This window comes from Leucobacter allii (genome assembly GCF_022919155.1).
GTDB lineage: Bacteria > Actinomycetota > Actinomycetes > Actinomycetales > Microbacteriaceae > Leucobacter > Leucobacter allii.
Window position 1 is genome coordinate 552814 of record NZ_CP095045.1, and the last position, 18017, is coordinate 570830.

At 71.2% G+C, this 18017-nt stretch carries 14 protein-coding genes; 5 read left to right on the forward strand and 9 right to left on the reverse strand.

Going from position 1 to position 18017, the window contains the following annotated elements:
- Positions 1–11 precede the first annotated feature (11 nt).
- The 4 genes from MUN78_RS02360 to MUN78_RS02375 are packed head-to-tail and all read right to left on the reverse strand — an operon-like array spanning position 12 to position 4780.
- Positions 12–1229: a glycosyltransferase gene (locus MUN78_RS02360; RefSeq protein WP_244728542.1), complete on the reverse strand. Its 1218-nt coding sequence runs from the start codon at positions 1227–1229 to the stop codon at positions 12–14.
- A complete protein-coding gene (locus MUN78_RS02365; RefSeq protein WP_244728544.1) occupies positions 1226–2389 on the reverse strand; it encodes a glycosyltransferase in 1164 nt (387 codons plus the stop codon). Before MUN78_RS02365 ends, MUN78_RS02360 begins: the two co-directional genes overlap by 4 nt.
- A gap of 2 nt (positions 2390–2391) precedes the next feature.
- Positions 2392–3564, reverse strand: coding sequence for a glycosyltransferase family protein (locus MUN78_RS02370; RefSeq protein WP_244728546.1), 1173 nt, complete (start codon positions 3562–3564; stop codon positions 2392–2394).
- Positions 3548–4780, reverse strand: a complete 1233-nt coding sequence (locus MUN78_RS02375) for a glycosyltransferase family protein (protein WP_244728548.1) — start codon at positions 4778–4780, stop codon at positions 3548–3550. Before MUN78_RS02375 ends, MUN78_RS02370 begins: the two co-directional genes overlap by 17 nt.
- A gap of 99 nt (positions 4781–4879) precedes the next feature.
- On the opposite strand from MUN78_RS02375, the gene MUN78_RS02380 reads away from it, so the two are divergent.
- Entirely contained in the window at positions 4880–5554 is a 675-nt protein-coding gene (locus MUN78_RS02380) for a GCN5 family acetyltransferase (protein WP_244728550.1), read from the forward strand.
- 15 nt (positions 5555–5569) lie between these two features.
- Here the strand turns inward: MUN78_RS02380 and MUN78_RS02385 are convergent, their stop codons facing one another.
- The gene (locus MUN78_RS02385) at positions 5570–6472 is read right to left on the reverse strand and encodes an LpxD N-terminal domain-containing protein (RefSeq protein ID WP_244728552.1); all 903 of its coding nucleotides are present in this window, start codon (positions 6470–6472) and stop codon (positions 5570–5572) included.
- Positions 6473–6588: 116 nt separating this feature from the next.
- Here MUN78_RS02385 and MUN78_RS02390 point away from each other — a divergent pair, with 116 nt between their 5' ends.
- Positions 6589–7542: a Gfo/Idh/MocA family protein gene (locus MUN78_RS02390; RefSeq protein WP_244728554.1), complete on the forward strand. Its 954-nt coding sequence runs from the start codon at positions 6589–6591 to the stop codon at positions 7540–7542.
- Between the two features lie 43 nt (positions 7543–7585).
- Here the strand turns inward: MUN78_RS02390 and MUN78_RS02395 are convergent, their stop codons facing one another.
- Positions 7586–8080, reverse strand: coding sequence for an META domain-containing protein (locus MUN78_RS02395; RefSeq protein ID WP_244728555.1), 495 nt, complete (start codon positions 8078–8080; stop codon positions 7586–7588).
- An 86-nt stretch (positions 8081–8166) separates the two neighbouring features.
- On the opposite strand from MUN78_RS02395, the gene glf reads away from it, so the two are divergent.
- From glf to MUN78_RS02410, 3 genes are all read left to right on the forward strand, one after another.
- Positions 8167–9306, forward strand: coding sequence for a UDP-galactopyranose mutase (gene glf, locus MUN78_RS02400; protein WP_244728557.1), 1140 nt, complete (start codon positions 8167–8169; stop codon positions 9304–9306).
- 118 nt (positions 9307–9424) lie between these two features.
- Complete coding sequence (locus MUN78_RS02405) at positions 9425–12091, forward strand: S-layer homology domain-containing protein (RefSeq protein WP_244728559.1); 2667 nt, start codon at positions 9425–9427, stop codon at positions 12089–12091.
- 74 nt (positions 12092–12165) lie between these two features.
- A complete protein-coding gene (locus tag MUN78_RS02410; protein ID WP_244728561.1) occupies positions 12166–14208 on the forward strand; it encodes an acyltransferase family protein in 2043 nt (680 codons plus the stop codon).
- A gap of 48 nt (positions 14209–14256) precedes the next feature.
- On the opposite strand, the gene MUN78_RS02415 is transcribed toward MUN78_RS02410, so the two are convergent.
- From MUN78_RS02415 to MUN78_RS02425, 3 genes are all read right to left on the reverse strand, one after another.
- Entirely contained in the window at positions 14257–16161 is a 1905-nt protein-coding gene (locus MUN78_RS02415) for a glycosyltransferase (RefSeq protein WP_244728563.1), read from the reverse strand.
- An 84-nt stretch (positions 16162–16245) separates the two neighbouring features.
- On the reverse strand, positions 16246–16596 hold the full coding sequence (locus MUN78_RS02420) for a hypothetical protein (protein ID WP_244694111.1): 351 nt from the start codon (positions 16594–16596) through the stop codon (positions 16246–16248).
- 10 nt (positions 16597–16606) lie between these two features.
- Positions 16607–17986, reverse strand: a complete 1380-nt coding sequence (locus MUN78_RS02425) for an O-antigen ligase family protein (protein WP_244728565.1) — start codon at positions 17984–17986, stop codon at positions 16607–16609.
- Positions 17987–18017 lie beyond the last annotated feature (31 nt).

Genomic DNA, 18017 nt, shown 5'->3' on the forward strand with positions numbered 1-18017 from the left:
GTCCGCGCCCGTTACGCCTCGATCCACTGCTCGATGAGCATCCGGGCGCTGGCGTCTCCCGCGTGCACGCGGGCGACGTACCCCGGCCCCGCCGCGGCGATCTCGCGCGTGCGATCCGGATCGTCGAGGAGGCCGGTGACGACGTCGCGCAGGGTGTCGGGGGTCGCCTCGACGATCGGCAGCTCCAGGCCGAGGTCCTGCGCGATCCGCTCGCGCACGAAGGGGAGCACGTGGCCGACCACCACGCGGCCGGCGGCCATCGCCTCGCAGGCGGCGACACCGTAGGAGCCGATCCGGAACTGGTCGAGCACGATGTCGGCGGAGGCGAACACCGCGGGCATCTCCGCCGCGGGCGTCGAGCTGATGAGCCGGTACCGCACGGCCCCGGCGTCGATGAGCGGGGCGAGCGCGGGCTCGATGCGATCGCTGCCCTTCTGCAGCGGATTGCTCGATGCGTGGATGATCTGCGCCGTCGGACCGGCGAGCACCGGTGCCCCGCTCGCGAATCGCTCGACGTCGGCGACGACCGGGCACCAGTGCGCCCAGGGCACGTCGGCCGTGAGATCCGGCGTCGAGACGAAGGTCGGGCGCCGCAACCGGCCCAGGAGTTCCAGATTCGCGTGGGCGTCGGCCCGCAGGATGCCCGCGCGGGGGTCCTCGGGGTAGGGCGACCACGGGGTGAGCTCGCGGTGCCGGTCCGGGTCTCGCACATCGGTGCCGTGGCAGAGGTAGGCGACGGAGACCCCCGCCTCCTCGAGCGCCAGGATCTCGCGCTCGAGCGATCGGCCGAACCGTTTGCCGAACATCGAGCGCTCCGCCTCGACGAGCACGTGCGTGAAGCGTCGAGCGGCCTCCCACTCGGCCTCCGCCCAGTCGGCCGAGGCGTTGACGGTCGCGATCGGCACGAGCGTGTCCGCCGGGAAGGCGTAGCCGCCGGGGAGCTCGACGGCCATGTTGCGGGCGGCGATGCGCGCATCGGCCCGCTCGAGCGACGCCGCCCAGAGCCGACCCTGGCCGGAGTAGTTGGTCGGGGCGATGTAGACGCGCACTGCGGCATCCGGCACCGCGGTCACGGGCGCCTCGCCGCCGCCGAGGAAGCGTCCGGCGAGCCGTCCCATCGGCCCGTCGGGGTCTCGCGCCGCGGACTCCATGAGGCGCTGCGCCCATCGGGGGAGCCGATCGCGGTGCGCGACGGCCCAGCCGGCCAGGCGCCCGAGCGCGCTTCTCACGAGGCCCGCCGTTCGGCTCCGACGTCGATGACGGTCGAGGCCACGCGCTCCGTCACGGCCCGCATCGAGTGGTGCACCCCGGCCCAGTCGGCGAGCCGCTCGCGTTCTGCCGCGGTCGCGGGGGCATCGGCCGCTGCGCGCATGGCCGCGGCGATGGCCTCGGCGTCGTAGTCGACGGCCCGTCCCGCCACGACCTCTCGCGCCGCGCGATCGATGAACGGCCCCGTCGGCCCCGGCCCCGCGAAGATCACGGGGCAGCCGGTCGCCAGCGAGGAGTAGGCCTTCGAGGTGAAGGCGTACTCGTAGCCCCCGCCGGGTCTGAGCGTCGCGAGGCTCGCGACGGCGCGCGCGAGCTGGGGCCGGAGCTCCGAGGCCGCGACCGGCCCGGCGAACTCCACGCGATCGGCGACCCCGAGCGCCCGAGCGCGGGCCCGCATGCCCGCCTCGTCCGTCCCGTTCCCGATGAAGCGCAGCCGGTACCCCTCGTGTGTTCGGGCGAAGGCGGCGAACGCGTCGACGAGCACGTCGGCGCCGTGCAGCTCGGAGTACGTGCCGGCGTAGACGAACACCGGCTCGACCGGTGCCGCCTGGTAGCGGAACACGGTGGTGTCCGCACCGAAGCCGGTCACCTCGACGGGGGTGCCCACGCCGAGCTCGCGCACGCGGTCGACGACGCCCTGCGAGATGGTCACCATGCGGGCGGCCCCGCGCATCGCGAAGCGCTCCAGTGCGCGCAGCACCCGAACGACGAGGCCCGAACCGGTCGCCTGCCCTGCGGCATCCGACCAGATGTCCGCGGCGTCGTAGACGTACGGGATCCGGCGGAGCGCGCACACGATCCGCACCACGGCGCCCGTCGTCGGCGGCGGTTCGACGAAGACGACGTCCGCGCGACGGACGGTGAGCAGCCGGACGACGAGTGGGAGATCGAAGCTCAGATACTGCAGGTATCCCTTGACGTAGCCGTTGCGGTCGCGGAGCACCGGGAACGTGCGGATCCGCTCGCCGCGCGAGCCGTCGCCCTGCCCGGGCAGCGGCTTCGCCGTCAGCACCTCGACCTCGGCCCCCGCGGCGCGCAGGGCGTCGGCGACGCCGCCGAGGAAGAACGACGCCGCGGCGGGCTCCGGCCGGTAGATGCGCGAGGCGATGACGACGCGCACGCTCACGCCTCCAGGAACTCGCGCATGAGCACCTCGCGCGAGAAGTCGCCGTTATGGAGGCGCCGCACGAACTCCGGGCCCTGCGCCGCGATGCTCCGGTAGTGCTCACGGCGGGCGGCGATGTCCCTGAGCGTCTGCTCCAGGTTCTCGACCGTCGTCTCCGGGATGGGGAGCGGCACCCCGGCACGCCGTTCGCTCTCGTCGCGCACCTGATCGCTGACGTGCGCCAGCACGATCCTGCCCGCGGCCATGGTCTCGCAGGCCGCGACTCCGTAGTCGCCCGCGCGGAACTGGTCGAGCACCACGTCGGCGTCGGCGAAGACCGCGGGCATCTCGTCGTTCGGGATGCCCCGCAGCTCGACGTACTCGATGAGGCCCTCCTCGTGGAGCTTGCGGGCGACCGGGGTGACGAAGGTGGTGCCCTTCGGGATCGGGTTCGTCGGGGCGTGCACCACCTTGAGCCGCTCGCGCTGCAGCACGGGGACGTCGTTCGCCCATTTCCCCGGATCGATGATGACCCCGAGGAGGTGGGCATCTGGCAGGTCGAGGAGGAGACCGGCCGTCGAGACGAAGGTGGGGAGCTGCAACTCGTCGATGAGCTGCAGGTTCTTCGCGACCACGGGCTCGACGAGCGCGGGATCCACCCACTCGCTGTCGCGGAAGTAGGACCACTGCTCGAGCTCGGCGTGCCGCGAGGGCAAGCGCACGTCGGTGCCGTGTCCGACGAATCCGACGCGCAGCCCCGCGTCCTGCAGCAGCTCGATCTGCCGGCGCATGTCGCCCGAGAACATCCCTCCGAGGATGGGGAAGCACGCCTCGATGAGCACGTGCGTGTAGTCGCGCCTGAGCGCGTCGAGCATTGCGCCCTGCCAGGCCCGGGAATGCTCCGCCGTCCGCCAGGTCACCGTGTAATCCGCGGCGTAGCGCAGCGGATTGTTGGCCTCATGGACGTAGTTGCGGGCCGAGACCCGGCCCGTGCTCTCGACGGCTCGGGACCAGCGATAGCCCTGGCCCGCGTAGTTCACCGGGCCCACGAGCAGACGGATCGGCTTGCTCGGGTCCGGCACGGGCGGCGGCGGGGGCTGCACCCCCTGCATCCGATCGACGCCCGAGGCGATCGCATCCTGCAGAGGCTTCGGGATGAGCTTCCACGCGCGTTCAGCGGCCGGGTGCATCCGGGTGCTCCTTTCGGTCGGCGTTCGAGATCCAATGCTCGCTCAGCACCCGCGCGGCGAAGCGCCCGTCGTGCACCGCCTCGACGAAGGCCGGGCCGTCGGTCCGGAGCGCGGAGAGATCGGGGTGCGCGGCGAGCCGTCGCAGTTCCTGCTCGAGGCTGCCGGGCGTCGCCTCGATCACGGGGAGCTCCCTCCCGCTCGCCGCGCGCACCGTCTCCCGCACACGCGGAGACACCTGCCCGACGACGAGGCAGCCTGCCGCCATGGCTTCGCAGGCGGCGACGCCGTAGGAGCCCGCGCGGAACTGGTCGAGCATCACGTCGGCCTCGGCGAAGCGCGCCGGCACCTCCCGGGACGGGACGCCCTGGATCAGGCTGAACTCGATGAGCCCCTCGTCCTGCAGCCGTTCCAGTACGGGCATGACGAGCTGCGTCCCCTTGTACGCGGCGACCGATGGTGCGTGGACGACGCGCAGGGGCGTACCCGGGGCGCGCTCGACGCGCTGCGGCGCCGCCCAGCGAAGCGGATCGACGGCGACCGGGCACCAGTGGGCGTTCGGCAGGTCCGCGAGCAGGTCCGGAGTGGACACGAACAGGGGGCGCCCGCTGCGCTCGAGCAGTGCGATGTTGCGCGCCGCGATCGCCTCCGCGCGCGGCAGGTAGACGGCCGGATCGGCGTAATAGGAGAGCGGGTTGTCCTCGATGTGCCGCGAGGGCAGACGGGCGTCGGTGCCGTGCGCGAGGTAGGCGACGTCCACGCCCCGCTCGCCGAGCGCCTCCGCCTGCCGTTCCACCGAGCGCCCCAGCAACCGGCCGAACGGAGGCTCCTCGGCCTCGATGAGCACGTGCGTGGCGCGCGACGCCGCCGCGAACTGGCGGCGCTGCCACTCGGGATCGTTGTGGTAGGTGCCGACGGGGACGACGAGGTCGGCGTCGAAGGAGAAACCGCCCGGCACATCGATCGCCATGTTGCGCGCGGAGATGCCCGCGTCCGAGCGTTCAAGCGCACGCGCCCACGCGGTGCCCTGCGCCGAGTAATTAACGGGGGCGATGAGCACGCGCACGGGGCGCTCCTCGAAACTCGTCGCGGGCACGCTTCCGCGCGGGGCGGGCCGGCCGAGCCGACGGGCGGCGAGGCGCCCGATCGGGCTCATCGGCGCATCGGCGATGCGGTCGATCGCCCGGTTGACCCAGGACGGCAGGCTGTTGCGGTTCACGCGACCCGCTGGCCTGCTCGCATCGATTCCATGCGGGCCATCCTATCCCGGCGCGGATGGGGATCATCCGCGCCGGACGCCCCGCTATCATGGGGGATCATGACGACCGCCGCGGCCGAGACCTACGACTACTCGCTGAAGTCCTACGCCGACACGCTCCGGGCGTACCGGGAGGCCGGCTACGCGGTGACGAGCTTCGCGCAGTACCTCGACGACCCGCAGCCGCGGCACCTGATCCTGCGGCACGACATCGACAACACCATCGAGCAGGCCATGCGCGTCGCCCGGATCGACGCCGAGGCGGGCTGCTCCTCGACGATCTTCCTGCGGGTGCACGCCCGCGGATACAACCTCATGAGTCTGCAGTCCCTGCAGTTCATCCAGGAGATGGAACAGCTCGGACACGAGGTGCAGCTCCACCTGGAGGGAGGGCTGTGCGATTGGCTGGGCGGTGACAACCACGAGTGGGCGGATCGCCAGCGCGCGGTCTTCGAGGCGGCGGTCGGCCGCCCGCTCGGCGGGTTTAGCTCGCACGAGCCCGCGCGCATGGGCGGGATGGCCTTCGCGAACGCGCTGCTCGAACGCTGGAGCGACAGCGTCGCGTACCACGCCTACGAGGAGCGCTTCATGATGCCGCACATGAAGTACCTGAGCGACTCGAGCGGCCGCTGGCGCGAGGGGCACTTCGGCATGTGGGTCGGCAAGGAACCGCTCATGCAGGTGCTGACCCACCCGTTCTGGTGGTTCGAGAAGGTGCCGGCGGAGAACTACTGACCCGCCCCGCGCCCGCTAGCGCTTGTTGTCGCCGAGACGCTTCGCAGGGTTCCCGATCCGCACCTCGTTCTCGGGGATGGATTTCACCGCGACGGCGCCGATCCCGAGCAGCGCGTCCTTGCCGAGCGTCAGTCCCTGGATGACCGATGCGTTGGGGCCGATCCAGACGTCGTCCTCGATGGTCACGCTGCCGGAGACTTCCGCGCAGGCCGTGATGATCACGTTGCGGCCGATGCGGCAGTTGTGCGCGATGTGCACGTGGTCGTCGATCTTCGTATAGTCGCCCACGACGGTCGGCGCGATCGTCCCCGAGCACACCGTGGTGAAATTCCCCACCTCGATGTGCGCGCCGAGTCGCACGGAGCCGATGTGCGGCACGTGGAAATTGTTGCCGTGCTCGTCCTTCTCGATGCCGAAGCCCTCCTCGCCGATCACGGCGTGGCTCTTGACGAGCGCGTGCTCGCCGACGGTCACGTCCCGGCCGATGACGACGTGATCGCGGATCTCGGCGTGCGCCTCGATGACGGCCCCCGCGCGCACCACCGTGTACTCTCCAATGTGCGCGGTCTCGTGGACGACGGCGGTGCGATCGACGCGCGCCGTCGGCGCCACGCCGGCTTCGGTGCGCGGCGCGAAATGCCGCGCGACGGTCCGTCCGAAGGCCGCGCGAGGATTGTCGACGAGGATGAGCGCACCGCTCGCGCCCTCGGGGAGCGACGTGCCGACGGGGGCGAGGATTACGGCCCCCGTGCGCGCGGCGGCGTCGAACGCGGCCTCGAACCTCTGCGTATCTCCCACGAAGGTGAGGGTGCCCGCCGTCGCATCGACGAGCGGAGCGGGGGTCGTGACGGCCAGGTTCTCGCCGAGAAGCGTTGCGGAGAGCTCGGCGGCGAGAGCCTGCGCATGAAGAGCAGTCATGTCACCACTGTAGTGCGCCCGACTCGAATCGCAGCGGACGGGGGACCTAGACTGGAGGGGGACCGCGCGGCTCGGATGCGCGCGGATCGGCAGTCCGTAGTTGGAGGAACAGCAATATGGCGAACCCGAACATCGTCCTTTTCGGAGCCGGAACGATGGGGCGCAACCATGCGCGGATCATCTCCTCCTCGGCGCGTGCGAACCTCGTCGGCATCGTCGACCCGTTCGAGGCGAGCGGACGCGCGGCGACCGAGCAGTACGGCGGCGAGTGGTACCCCGAGGCCGAGGATGCGCTCCGCGCCGCCGATGCCGTCGTGGTCGCCGCGTCGACCGAGTACCACTACGACATCGCGAAGCAGATCCTCGACGCGGGCCTGCCGGTGCTCATCGAGAAGCCCGTCTGCCCCTCCCTCGAGCAGACCGAGGAGATCCTCTCCGCGGCCGAGCGGCGCGGGGTGCCCGTGCAGTGCGGGTTCCTCGAGCGCTACAACGCCGGCGTGATCGCGGCGAAGGCCCTCATCGAGGATCCCGTCTACGTCCGCGCCGAGCGGCATTCGCCGTACTGGTCGCGCATCAAGACGGGCGTGGCCTGGGACATGCTCGTGCACGACGCCGACCTCGTCTCGAACCTCTACGGCGCCGCCACGCCCGAGTCCGTGAGCGCCGAGCTCGGGTACTTCCACCCCGAGTCGCTTCCCGGAGCGGAGGACGTCATCGATCTGACGCTGCGCTTCCCCGGCAGCGGCATCGCCTCGGCCTCGGCGAGCCGCATCGGCCAGCGCAAGGTGCGCCGCATGACCGTGCAGTCGCTCGACTCCATGGTGGAGGTCGACCTGCTGCTGCGCAGCGTCACGAAGTACCGCCACACGAACATCGAGAGCACGGACGGGCGCGTCGGATTCCGGCAGATGACCGAGATGGAGGTGCCGGAGGTCTCGGGGCCCGAGCCCCTCGCGGCGCAGTTCGATCACTTCGTCGATCTCGTCGAGGGGACGGTCGACGCCGATGAGGAGCGCCGGAGTATCCTCCCCGCGCATCGCATCATCGCATCGGCGCTCGCGCAGGGCTGACGCAGCGGCGGCGTCCGGCGCGCGCCGGACGCCGCCGGTGCGGTCACTCGGTGCGGAGGAGCTCCGTCTCCGAGCCGTCAGCGGCGATGAGCACGAGTCCGTCGTCGCCGACGAAGCTCACGGCGACGGCGCCGGCGACGGCGGTCGGGATGGGCACGTTGTCGCAGCCGATCAGGGTCATGACGCCCGAACTGTCGATCCGCAGCTCGCCGTCGACGCCGAGGCGCCAGGTCCCCTCCATCCGGTTGCAGCCGTCCGAGGCCTCCCAGCGGCCGTCGGAGGCGAACTCCGCGAAGGCGTCCTGGTTCGCCGGCAGCGGGGCGCGCCAGGTGCCGAGCAGCGCCCCCTCCTGGGGCACGACGGCGTCCTCGCCCGGCGGTTGCGCCTCGGGCGCCGTCGTCGGGCGCGCCGGGTCGTCGGCGGGTGCTCCCGCTCCGCCGAGCCCCGCTCCGCTGAGCCCCGCGGCGAGCGCGACCGCCCCGAATGCGAGGGCGCCGGCGGCGATCACCCCGACGGCGTGCGCGAGATTCCGTGGCATGGACGCTCCTTCGCTGGCGTGCGGCTCCGCGACCCAGTGTAGGCGACGGCGCCGCGGGCATCCCGGCAGCCTTTAAGCTGGATCCCATGGATCTTCTCGTCGTCGGCTCAGGCTTCTTCGGACTCACCATCGCGGAGCGCGCCGCGAGCGCGGGCAAACGCGTCGTCGTCATCGACCGGCGCTCGCACATCGGCGGCAACGCCTACTCGGAGGCCGAGCCGGAGACGGGCATCGAGGTGCATCGCTACGGCGCGCACCTCTTCCACACCTCCAACGAGACGGTGTGGGAGTACGTCAACCGCTTCACGAGCTTCACGAGCTACCAGCACAAGGTGTACTCGCACCACGACGGCGTCGTCTACCCGCTGCCCGTCAACCTCGGTACGATCAACCAGTTCTTCCGCGCCGCGTACTCGCCCGACGAGGCGAAGGCGCTCATCCGCGAGCAGGCCGGGGAGTTCGACGTGAAGACGGCGCAGAACTTCGAGGAGAAGGGCATCGCCCTCATCGGCCGGCCGCTGTTCGAGGCGTTCTTCCGCGACTACACCGCGAAGCAGTGGCAGACGGATCCGAAGCAGCTCTCGGGCGACATCGTGAGCCGCCTGCCCGTGCGCTACACCTATGACAACCGCTACTTCAACGACACGCACGAGGGCCTCCCGACCGACGGCTACACCGCCTGGCTCGAGCGGATGGCGGATCACCCCAACATCGAGGTGCGGCTGGACACCGACTTCTTCGACGCGTCGCAGCCCCTCAACAAGGATGCGATCGTCGGCACGGTGCCGGTCGTCTACACCGGTCCCGTGGACCGCTACTTCGACTACGCCGAGGGCGAGCTCTCCTGGCGCACCCTCGACTTCGAGCAGGAGGTCGTGCCGGTGGGGGACTACCAGGGCACCTCGGTGATGAACTACCCCGACGCGCAGTACCCCTACACGCGCATCCACGAGTTCCGCCACTTCCACCCCGAGCGGGACTACCCGAAGGACAAGACGGTCATCATGCGGGAGTTCTCGCGCTTCGCGAGCCGCGACGACGAGCCGTACTACCCGGTGAACACCCCCGAGGATCGCGAGCGGCTGCTGCGCTACCGCGCGCTCGCCGAGGGCGAGGATCGGGTGCTCTTCGGCGGGCGCCTCGGCACCTACCAGTACCTCGACATGCACATGGCCATCGGATCGGCGCTGTCGATGTTCAACAACAAGCTGGAGGAGCTGCTCTGAGCGGCGCATGAGGCCGCTCCGGAGCCGGAGCGGATTGCCAGCGGGCGTTCAGCATCCCCTAAGCTGTGGCGGGGGGAAATCGCCGATTCATGAGCCCGAAGGAGCCACAGTGCGATCCATGCTGAAACCGTTGGCGGGGGGCGCGCTCGCGCTGCTGCTCGTCCTGAGCGCCTCGCCCGCGCAGGCGTTCACCGAGCCGCCGGCGGATCCCGCCGTCGAGGCACCGACGACCGATCCGTCCGACGGCGCCGATCCGTCGGAGAACGGGGACTCCGAGGCGGAGGGGACCGGCGAGACCGGGGCCGAGGCAGGATCCGAGGGGACCGGCTCCGCCGAGGGCGCTGAGGATCCGGGAGCCGAGGATCCCGCACCGGTGGAGCCCGAGGCCGAAGCGCCCGAGGCCGTCGAGCCCGGGGCCGAGTCGGCCGAGCCGGTGACGGAGGCCCCCGAGTCGCTGCAGGTGACGGGGACGATCCTCGTCGTACCGGAGGAATCGGGCCCCGTCGACGTGCACGAGGACGGCACCGTCGGCGAACCCCACGGTGCGACCGCCGGTGCGGTCTACGTCGCGACGGAGCAGGCGGGCCTCATCGCGGTCGACGCGGCGAGCTCGGGCGGATCGCTCGAGCCGGGCGCGGCGTTCACCGGCACGGTCGCGCTGCCCGAGGCGTCCGTCGACGCCGTGCAGGCGCGGCTCGACGAGCCGGGCGAGCTCACCGTCGGCGAGCTCGGCCGCGTGGCGAACGAGGCCGCCGACCTCGCCGACGCGCCGCTCGCGGCCACCGGCACGGGCAGCGACACCGAGGAGTCGCTCGCGCGGCTCGCCGGCGACGTCACCGCCGACGCCGTCGCGACGAAGAGCCACCCCGTCGACGTGCGCTACTTCGGCGGCTCGGCGCGCACCGCGCCCACGCGGGCGCAGCTCGAGAGCGTGATCTCCTACTCCTCCGGCTACTGGAAGAGCCAGACCGGCGGCAAGATCAGCTCCATGCCGGTGGCGAGTTACAAGAGCATGTCGCCGAGTGCGAGTCGCTGCAGCTACTCCAGCCTCTGGAACCAGGCCATCTGGGACATGGGGTATTACGATGCGAACCTGTACCTGAGCAGCGGACGCCACCTCGTCGCCTTCGTGAACCAGAACTGCGGCGGAGCCGTCGGCATGGGTTCGATCCGCAGCCTCCACAGCGGCGGTGCCACCTGGATCGACCTGGGCGCGCGTAATTCCGGCAAGCCCGTGAGCGACCTGAACTCGGTCGTCGCCCACGAGATCGGCCACAACCTCGGCCTCGGCCATGCGGATGCCCGCGTGTGCACGACGAGCCCGAAGGTCGACTCGAGCACGAGCTCGACCACGGGACGCCCCGTCTCCGGTTCGAACTGCTCGGATCGCGAGTACGGCGACACGTGGGACGTCATGGGGCCGTACTGGAAGGACTACGGCTCGAAGGCTGGCGCCCTGTCGATCCCCCAGAAGAAGATGCTCGGACTGACCTCGAGCTCCTCGCTCAAGTCGGTGACGACCTCGGGCGGCGCCGTGCAGGAGTTCACCATCAACGCCGCGAGCGCGACGAGCGGCCTCCGCGGCCTCCGGGTGTCGAGCCCGAGCCCCGGCGTGCCCTTCTTCGTCGAGTACCGCAACGGCGCCGGCACCGACAGCGCCGTGCCGTGGGCCGACGGCCAGTGGTACAACTTCTCGACGCAGGGCTACCTCTCGAGCACGGGCGTGCGCGTGATGAAGGGCTACGCCGTCTCGGCCTCCTCCGGCGCGAAGCGCTCCGCCGTGCTCTCCCGCTGGTCGGGCAGCAACCGCCAGCAGGTGCTCAAGGCCGGCGCGAACCTCATGCCGCACGGCAACACCGTGCGCGTCACGGCGGTCTCCACCACGGCGAGCACCGCGAAGGTCCGCGTCGAGTACAAGGGCTTCAAGGACGGCGGCAAGGCCGTCTCGACCTCGATCGTCGAGGGCGGCTCGCTGATCGCGGGCAAGAAGCTCAAGGCGAACCTCTCGGGCAGCTGGGCCGTCACCTTCGGCACGGCGCCGACGAAGATCACCGAGAAGTACCAGTGGCTGCGCAACGGCAAGGCCATCTCGGGCGCCACGGGCTCCACGTACCGCACGAAGACCGCGGACATCGGCGCGCAGATCACGGTGAAGGTGCGGCCGACGGCCTCGGGCTGGGTGTCGGGCAAGGGCTCGACCGCCGGCGCGAGGACGGTCGTCTCGCCGCCGTTCATCGACGTGCTCTACGGCAGCAAGTTCTACACCGAGATCAACTGGATGAAGTCCTCGGGCATCTCGACGGGCACGACGACGAGCAAGGGGCAGAAGTACCTGCCCGGCTCGAACGTCAGCCGCTCCGCGATGGCCGCGTTCATCTTCCGCATGGAGAACGTGCCTGCGACGTACCAGCCGCCGGCCAAGTCGCCCTTCGCCGACGTGAAGACGAGCGATAAGTTCTACCGGCAGATCGCCTGGATGTACACCTCGGGCCTCTCCACGGGCACGCGCGAGGGCGGCAAGCGCTACTACAAGCCGAACGACGGCGTGAGCCGTTCGGCGATGGCGGCGTTCATCTTCCGCCTCGAGACCCCGAGCTACTCCGCGCCGTCGACCGCGCGCTTCGCGGACGTGCCGAAGGGATCCCGCTTCTACAAGGAGATCTCCTGGATGTACGACTCGGGGCTCTCGACCGGCACGGTGAAGTCGGGCAAGCGCTACTACGAGCCCTCGGACAAGGTGAGCCGCGCGGCGATGGCCGCGTTCCTGTACCGTCTGAAGCACTAGTCGCCCGGGATCGCGGTGGGCCGGCGGCGCCGGCCCACCGCGATCTTCCGTGTCGGGCGAAGAGAAGGGGAAGCATGGCGCAGCGAGGCATGCGCACCGACATCCAGGGTCTGCGGGCCCTCGCCGTCGGCGTGGTGGTGGTCTTCCACCTGAGCGCGTCCCTGCTCCCCGGCGGGTACATCGGCGTCGACGTGTTCTTCGTGATCAGCGGGTTCCTCATCACCGGCCACCTGCTCCGCGAGGTCGAGCGGACCGGGAGGGTCCGGCTCTCGGAGTTCTGGGCCAGGCGCGTGCGCCGGCTCCTGCCCGCCGCCTTCCTCGTGCTCCTCGTCTCGGCGCTCGCGGTGCACCTGCTGATGCCGGCGTCGCTGCGCCTCCAGAACTTCGCCGAGATCGGCTTCGCGGCGATCTACGGCCTGAACTGGTTCCTCTCGGCCAACTCCGTCGACTACCTCGGCGCCGACAGCGCGCCGTCGATCGTGCAGCACTACTGGTCGCTCTCGGTCGAGGAGCAGTTCTACATCGTCTGGCCGATCCTCATCGTCCTCGCCGTCTGGGCGGCGGGCCGCTCCCGGAGGATCGACCGCCGCCGCGCCGTGGCGTACGCGCTGGGCGCGGTGCTCGTGCTCTCCCTGCTCTTCTCCGTCGTGGAGACGGCGCGCTCGCAGCCCTCGGCCTATTTCATGACCACCACGCGGGCGTGGGAGTTCGCGCTGGGGGGCCTGGTCGCGATGCTGCCCGCCAGTCGCCTCCGCGGCGCCGTGAACGGCGCGCTGAGCTGGCTCGCGCTCCTCATCATCGTGGTCTCGGCCTTCGCGCTGACGGGGGAGAGCCCCTTCCCCGGATGGATCGCCCTCTTCCCGGTCGGCGCGGCCGCCGCGCTCATCTGGCTCGGCGATCCGGGCCTGAGCTGGACGCCGCAGCGCCTCGCGCGCTTCCGCCCGGTCCAGTTCGTCGGAGACGCCTCGTACGCGATCTACCTCTGGCACTGGCCGCTCATCGTCGTCGTCACCGCGAAGCTCGGACGAGCGCCGGGCTGGTACTGGGCGGGCGCGATCCTCGCGGCGACCCTCCTGCTCTCCGTGCTGACGAAGCATCTCGTCGAGGATCCCGTCCGTCGCGCGCCCGGCGCCCTCGCCCGCCGCGCGCCGACCTTCGCGTTCATGCTCGTCGGCATGGCGCTCGTCGGCGCACTGGCGATCGCCCCGAACGCGGTGGCGGCCGCGCAGGAGCACGGGTACCGCGAGCGGATCGCGGCGCGCACCGCCGACGTCGACGGCTGCTTCGGCGCGTACGCCGTCATGAACGGCTGCGCGGATCCCTACCGCGTCACCGAGGAGATCGACTTCACGCGCGCGAGCTCCGACAGCTATCGGACCTGGATCGACGGCGAGGAACGGTGCTCGTCGCATGAGATGGGCACCGGGCTCGAGACCGTCTGCGATTTCCCCGGGGCCGGTCTCGGCGTCGTGCTCATGGGGGACTCGCACGCGAATCACCTGATGCAGCCGATCGCCGAGATCGCCGAGCGCGAGGGGTGGGACTTCCGGGCCGTGGGCCGCACCGGGTGCACCGGCTTCGAGCGGGACGACGTGGTCAGGGACCCGGCGGCGAGACGCAGCTGCATCGACTGGGGCGCCGACCGCACCGAGGCCATCGTCCAGGATCCGTCGGTGGACGTCGTGCTGCTCTCCTCCCGCATCAAGCCGAACCCGCGCTACAACGACGCCGCGGTCGACCGGCTGCAACGTCTCGTCGACGCGGGGAAGCAGGTCGTCGTCCTCAGGGACGTGCCCGGCATGCCGCGGGGGACCGCGGCGGACGGCGTGGAGGCCATCGACGGCCCGGAGTGCGTCGAAGCCGCGGGCGTCGGCGCGGTCGATCCGTGCGCCTGGACGCCGCCGACCGGGCAGGACTGGCTGCTGCGGGCGGCGGACCTGGTCGGCGTCGATGTCGTGGACCTCCGCGAGCTGCTCTGCACGGAGGGCAGCTGTCACGCCGTGATCGGCGGCACGAACGTGTACTTCGACGACGACCATCTGTCGGCATCGTTCGCCGGCACGCTGGTCCCGTGGTTCGCGCAGCGGCTCCTGCCGCTCCTGCCCGCGCGGAGCTGACCACGAGCCGGACCCGCCCGGCGGGCGGCCCGGCTCATCGGGGGCCGTTCAGCGGCCCTCGAAGGTCTTCCGCCACTCCTCCACCGAGGTGATCCGGGGCAGCGCGGCGCGGTACTCCGCCGCGAGCCGATCCCAGTTCTTCTCGATCTGCCCGGCGAGCTCCCTGGCCTCGCGCAGCAGCCGGCGGAACTTCGCGCGGTCGTGGCGGTACCACATCTTGCCGCTGCCGTCGGCGGCGCCGACGACCACGCTGCGGTGCGCCGGGATCTTCCACCACAGCGCGTCGTGCTTGGCGTACTCGAGCTCGGGCGTCAGCGCGTCGCGTTCGCTCTCTGCGCGACGCCAGTGCTCCGCCACCATGCGGGCCGTGAAGACGCCGAGGCGCAGCCCGGTCGGGTAGTCCCGCGCGCGCGTCAGCCGAGGCAGGGCCCGGCCGCCGCGGGCGACGGGGGTGTCGGGATCCCCGGAGCGGTAGACCCGGGTCTCGGGGAAGTCCGCGGCGCGCGCGCGGGCCGCCGGCATGTCCCGCGCGATCGCGTCGTGGAGCCCGTCGGGGCCCCGCAGCACGGAGCGCATGCCGTCGACGGCGAGCTGCGTCGCGTAGTACTGCATGTTCAGCAGCTTCTTGATGTCCTGCCTGCCGCTGTTCTGCAGCAGCTTCCCGCTGCGGGGGCGGTCGGAGTGCAGCAGGCCGGCGATGATCCGGTTGCGCGTGTGGAAGAACGCCTGCCAGTCCTGCGAGTCGTCCTTGTCGAGCCAGGAGACGTGCCAGAGCGCGACGCCGGGCATCGACACCGTGCGGTACCCCGCGGCCTGGGCCCGCAGCCCGTACTCCGCGTCGTCCCACTTGATGAAGACGGGGAGGGAGAGCCCGATCTCGGCGATGACCCGCTTCGGGATCATGCACATCCACCAGCCGTTGTAGTCCGCGTCGAGCCGCGCGTGCATCCACGGCGTCTGCCGCAGATTGCGCTTGCGGAAGTCGTGGCGGTGCTGCTCCTCGAAGGACGGCCCCCACATGAAGGGCTCGGGGCGCACGACCTCGGCCCAGGCGTGGAGGACCGGCTTGTCGAGCAGGTCGAACATGTGCCCGCCGACGATCACCGGCGTGCGGCTGAGACGGCCGAACTGCAGCGCGCGCAGCGCGCTCTCGGTCTCGAATGCGATGTCGTCGTCGATGAGGAGGAGGAAGTCCGTCTCCTCGCGCTCGAGCGTCTCCGCCATGGACCGGGAGAATCCGCCCGAGCCTCCGATGTTCGGCTGCTCGATGACCCGCAGCCGTTCGCCGAGCCGCGCCGCGACCGCGTCGAACCCGGGTTCGTCGCGGACCTTCCGCGTGCCCTGATCGACCAGGAAGATGCGATCGATGCCCTCGAGGAGCGCGTCGTCGTCGGCGATGTTCGCGAGCGTCGCGACGCAGTAGTCCGGCTTGTTGTAGGTGGTGAGGCCCAGGCTGAGCTTGCCCGGGCTCACGAATTCGGCGTCGGTGGTCCACGCGCCGTGCTCGAGCACGAGGTCCCCGTCGCCCGCGATGAGGTCGAACCAGTACCAGCCGCCGTCGTTGAAGGAGGCGAGCGGCAGCTCGAAGACGCTCTCCTCGCTGCCGCTCACCGGCCGGGAGTCGACGCGCTGCTGCACGCCGGAGGCGTTCGAGCGGTAGACGATGATGGTGCCGGGGCCCTCGGTGCGGAGGGTGAGGCGCACGCGGTCGACGACGGTCCAGCGCTGCCAGTAGGCGGCGGGGAAGGCGTTGAAGTAGCTCGCGTAAGAGACCCGGTGCCCCGCGCGGACCCGGGAGCTGCTGCGGGAGAGCACGTTGTCGATGTGTGCGTTCTGCGTGAGTCGCACGGGCCGGCCCCGGACGGTGGTCCACGTCTCGGCGTCCGCGTACAGGGGGAGGACGTCGGGATCCTTCGCGATCGGGAAAACGACGTTCTGGAGGGTGGTCGGCATCGAAGGCGCGCCTCTCTTGACGGGCGTCGGGCAGAGTACCGCACCAGTCTACCGAGGCGATCCGGATCGGACGCGGGGAGCCGCTCAGTGCACCTCGAGCTCCTCGGCGGCGCGCCACACGGCCACCGTGAGCTGCGGGACCGCCTCGGCGATCTCGCGCAGCAGCGCGAACTCGACGCGATCGGCGTCGCGGCGGTGCCCCGCCGCCTCCGGGCCGCCGGCGCGCGCCGCGAGGCGGGCGAGGCCGAACTCGGCGAGCTGACCGCGATCCTCGAGCATCTCGTCGCGCAGCGCCCGCACCACGAAGTCGTCGACCTCCGGGGCCTCCGCGTAGGCGATCGCGGGATCCTCGCCGCCGCGCACCCGGTGCTCGAGGAGCGTCTCGCGCTCGAGTCTGGCTTCGGCCCGCAGCCGCAGCAGCCGCTCCGTCGTCATCAGCACCGCGTCACCTCGTGAGCCCGACGGGCCCGGTCTCGGACGCGATCGGCACGCGCCGCCACGGGAGCTTCGTCGGCTCGGTGTCGCGGTGCGGGAGCGCGAAGTCGAAGCGCGTCTTCACGGCCAGCAGGATCAGCAGGAGCCAGTTCCCCTCGATGAGCAGGCGGCTCTCCGTGAACGACTGCACGACGAGCGCGACGAGCACGAGGAACGGCCACAGCGCGCTCGTGGCGTAGGGGAGCGGGGGGCCGAAGCCCCGCCGCGGCGGGTCGACCGCGCGGAACCACGCGCGCCACATGCCGAGCACGACGATCGGCGCGAAGGCGAGCACGCCGACGATGCCGAGCTGCAGCCACACATCGAGCCACGCGTTGTGCGCGCTCATCACGGCGATGCCGGCCTTCCGATCGAGCGAGGCGAAGGGCTCGGCCCAGGGCGCCCAGTAGCTCACCCAGCCCCAGCCGAACCACGGGCGCTGCTCGGCGAGCTCGATGACCTTCTGCCAGGTCTCGAGCCGCCCCGTCATGTCGCCGCTCTTGCCGAGCAGGCCGAAGACGACGTCGCGGGCGAAGAGCACGAGCCCCAGCGCGGCCGCGAGGATCGCGCCGCCGGTGGCGTAGAGCGGCACGCGCCGCTCGGGGCCGAGACGCCGCGCCCAGAGCGCGAGGGCGAGCCCGACGAGCACCGCGGCGAGCGCGACCCAGACGGTCGCGCCGCGCGTGAGCAGGATCGTCGCCGCGGCCGCGGCCACCCAGAACCAGCCGGCGAAGCGCCGCACGAGGCCCGCGCGCAGCTGGATGCCGAAGACGATGAGCCCGAGCAGACCGATGAAGCCGAAGAGCACGGAGCTCGCCACGAGACCCTGGATCGGCCCGCCAGCGAAGAGCAGGTCGCGGCTCCACATGAGGAGCTTCGACGGCTTCTCCTCGGGGATCGGGCCGATGAAGTTCTGGAAGACCGGCTCGCGGATCAGGAGCGACACCCCGAGCTCGAAGAGGAAGGAGAGGCCGATGAGGTAGCGCAGCGCGGTGCCGAGGGTGCGCAGCACCTCGTGCCAGGTGAGGACGAACGCGAGGACGACGGCGAGGAGCGTCGTCGCCAGCTGCGCGAGCACGCCCAGCACGCTCTCGAGGCGGTACTGGGACCACGCGATCGAGAGCACCGCGAGCGTCAGGAACCAGTAGATCGGCGAGGGGAGGCGGTACCAGCGGAAGCGCTCGGGCCGCTCGCGCGCGAAGATGACGACGCCCCAGACGACGAGCGCGAGCGCGGCCGCGAGGAACCCCCACCAGCCGATGATGTTGCGCACGCCGTTGCTGCCGAGGGTGAGGGCGAAGACGCAGATCGCGAACGCGCTCACTCCGAGTCTGGTCCTGCTCTCCGCCATAGTCGGTATGGTAGAGCATGCCGCTCGGACC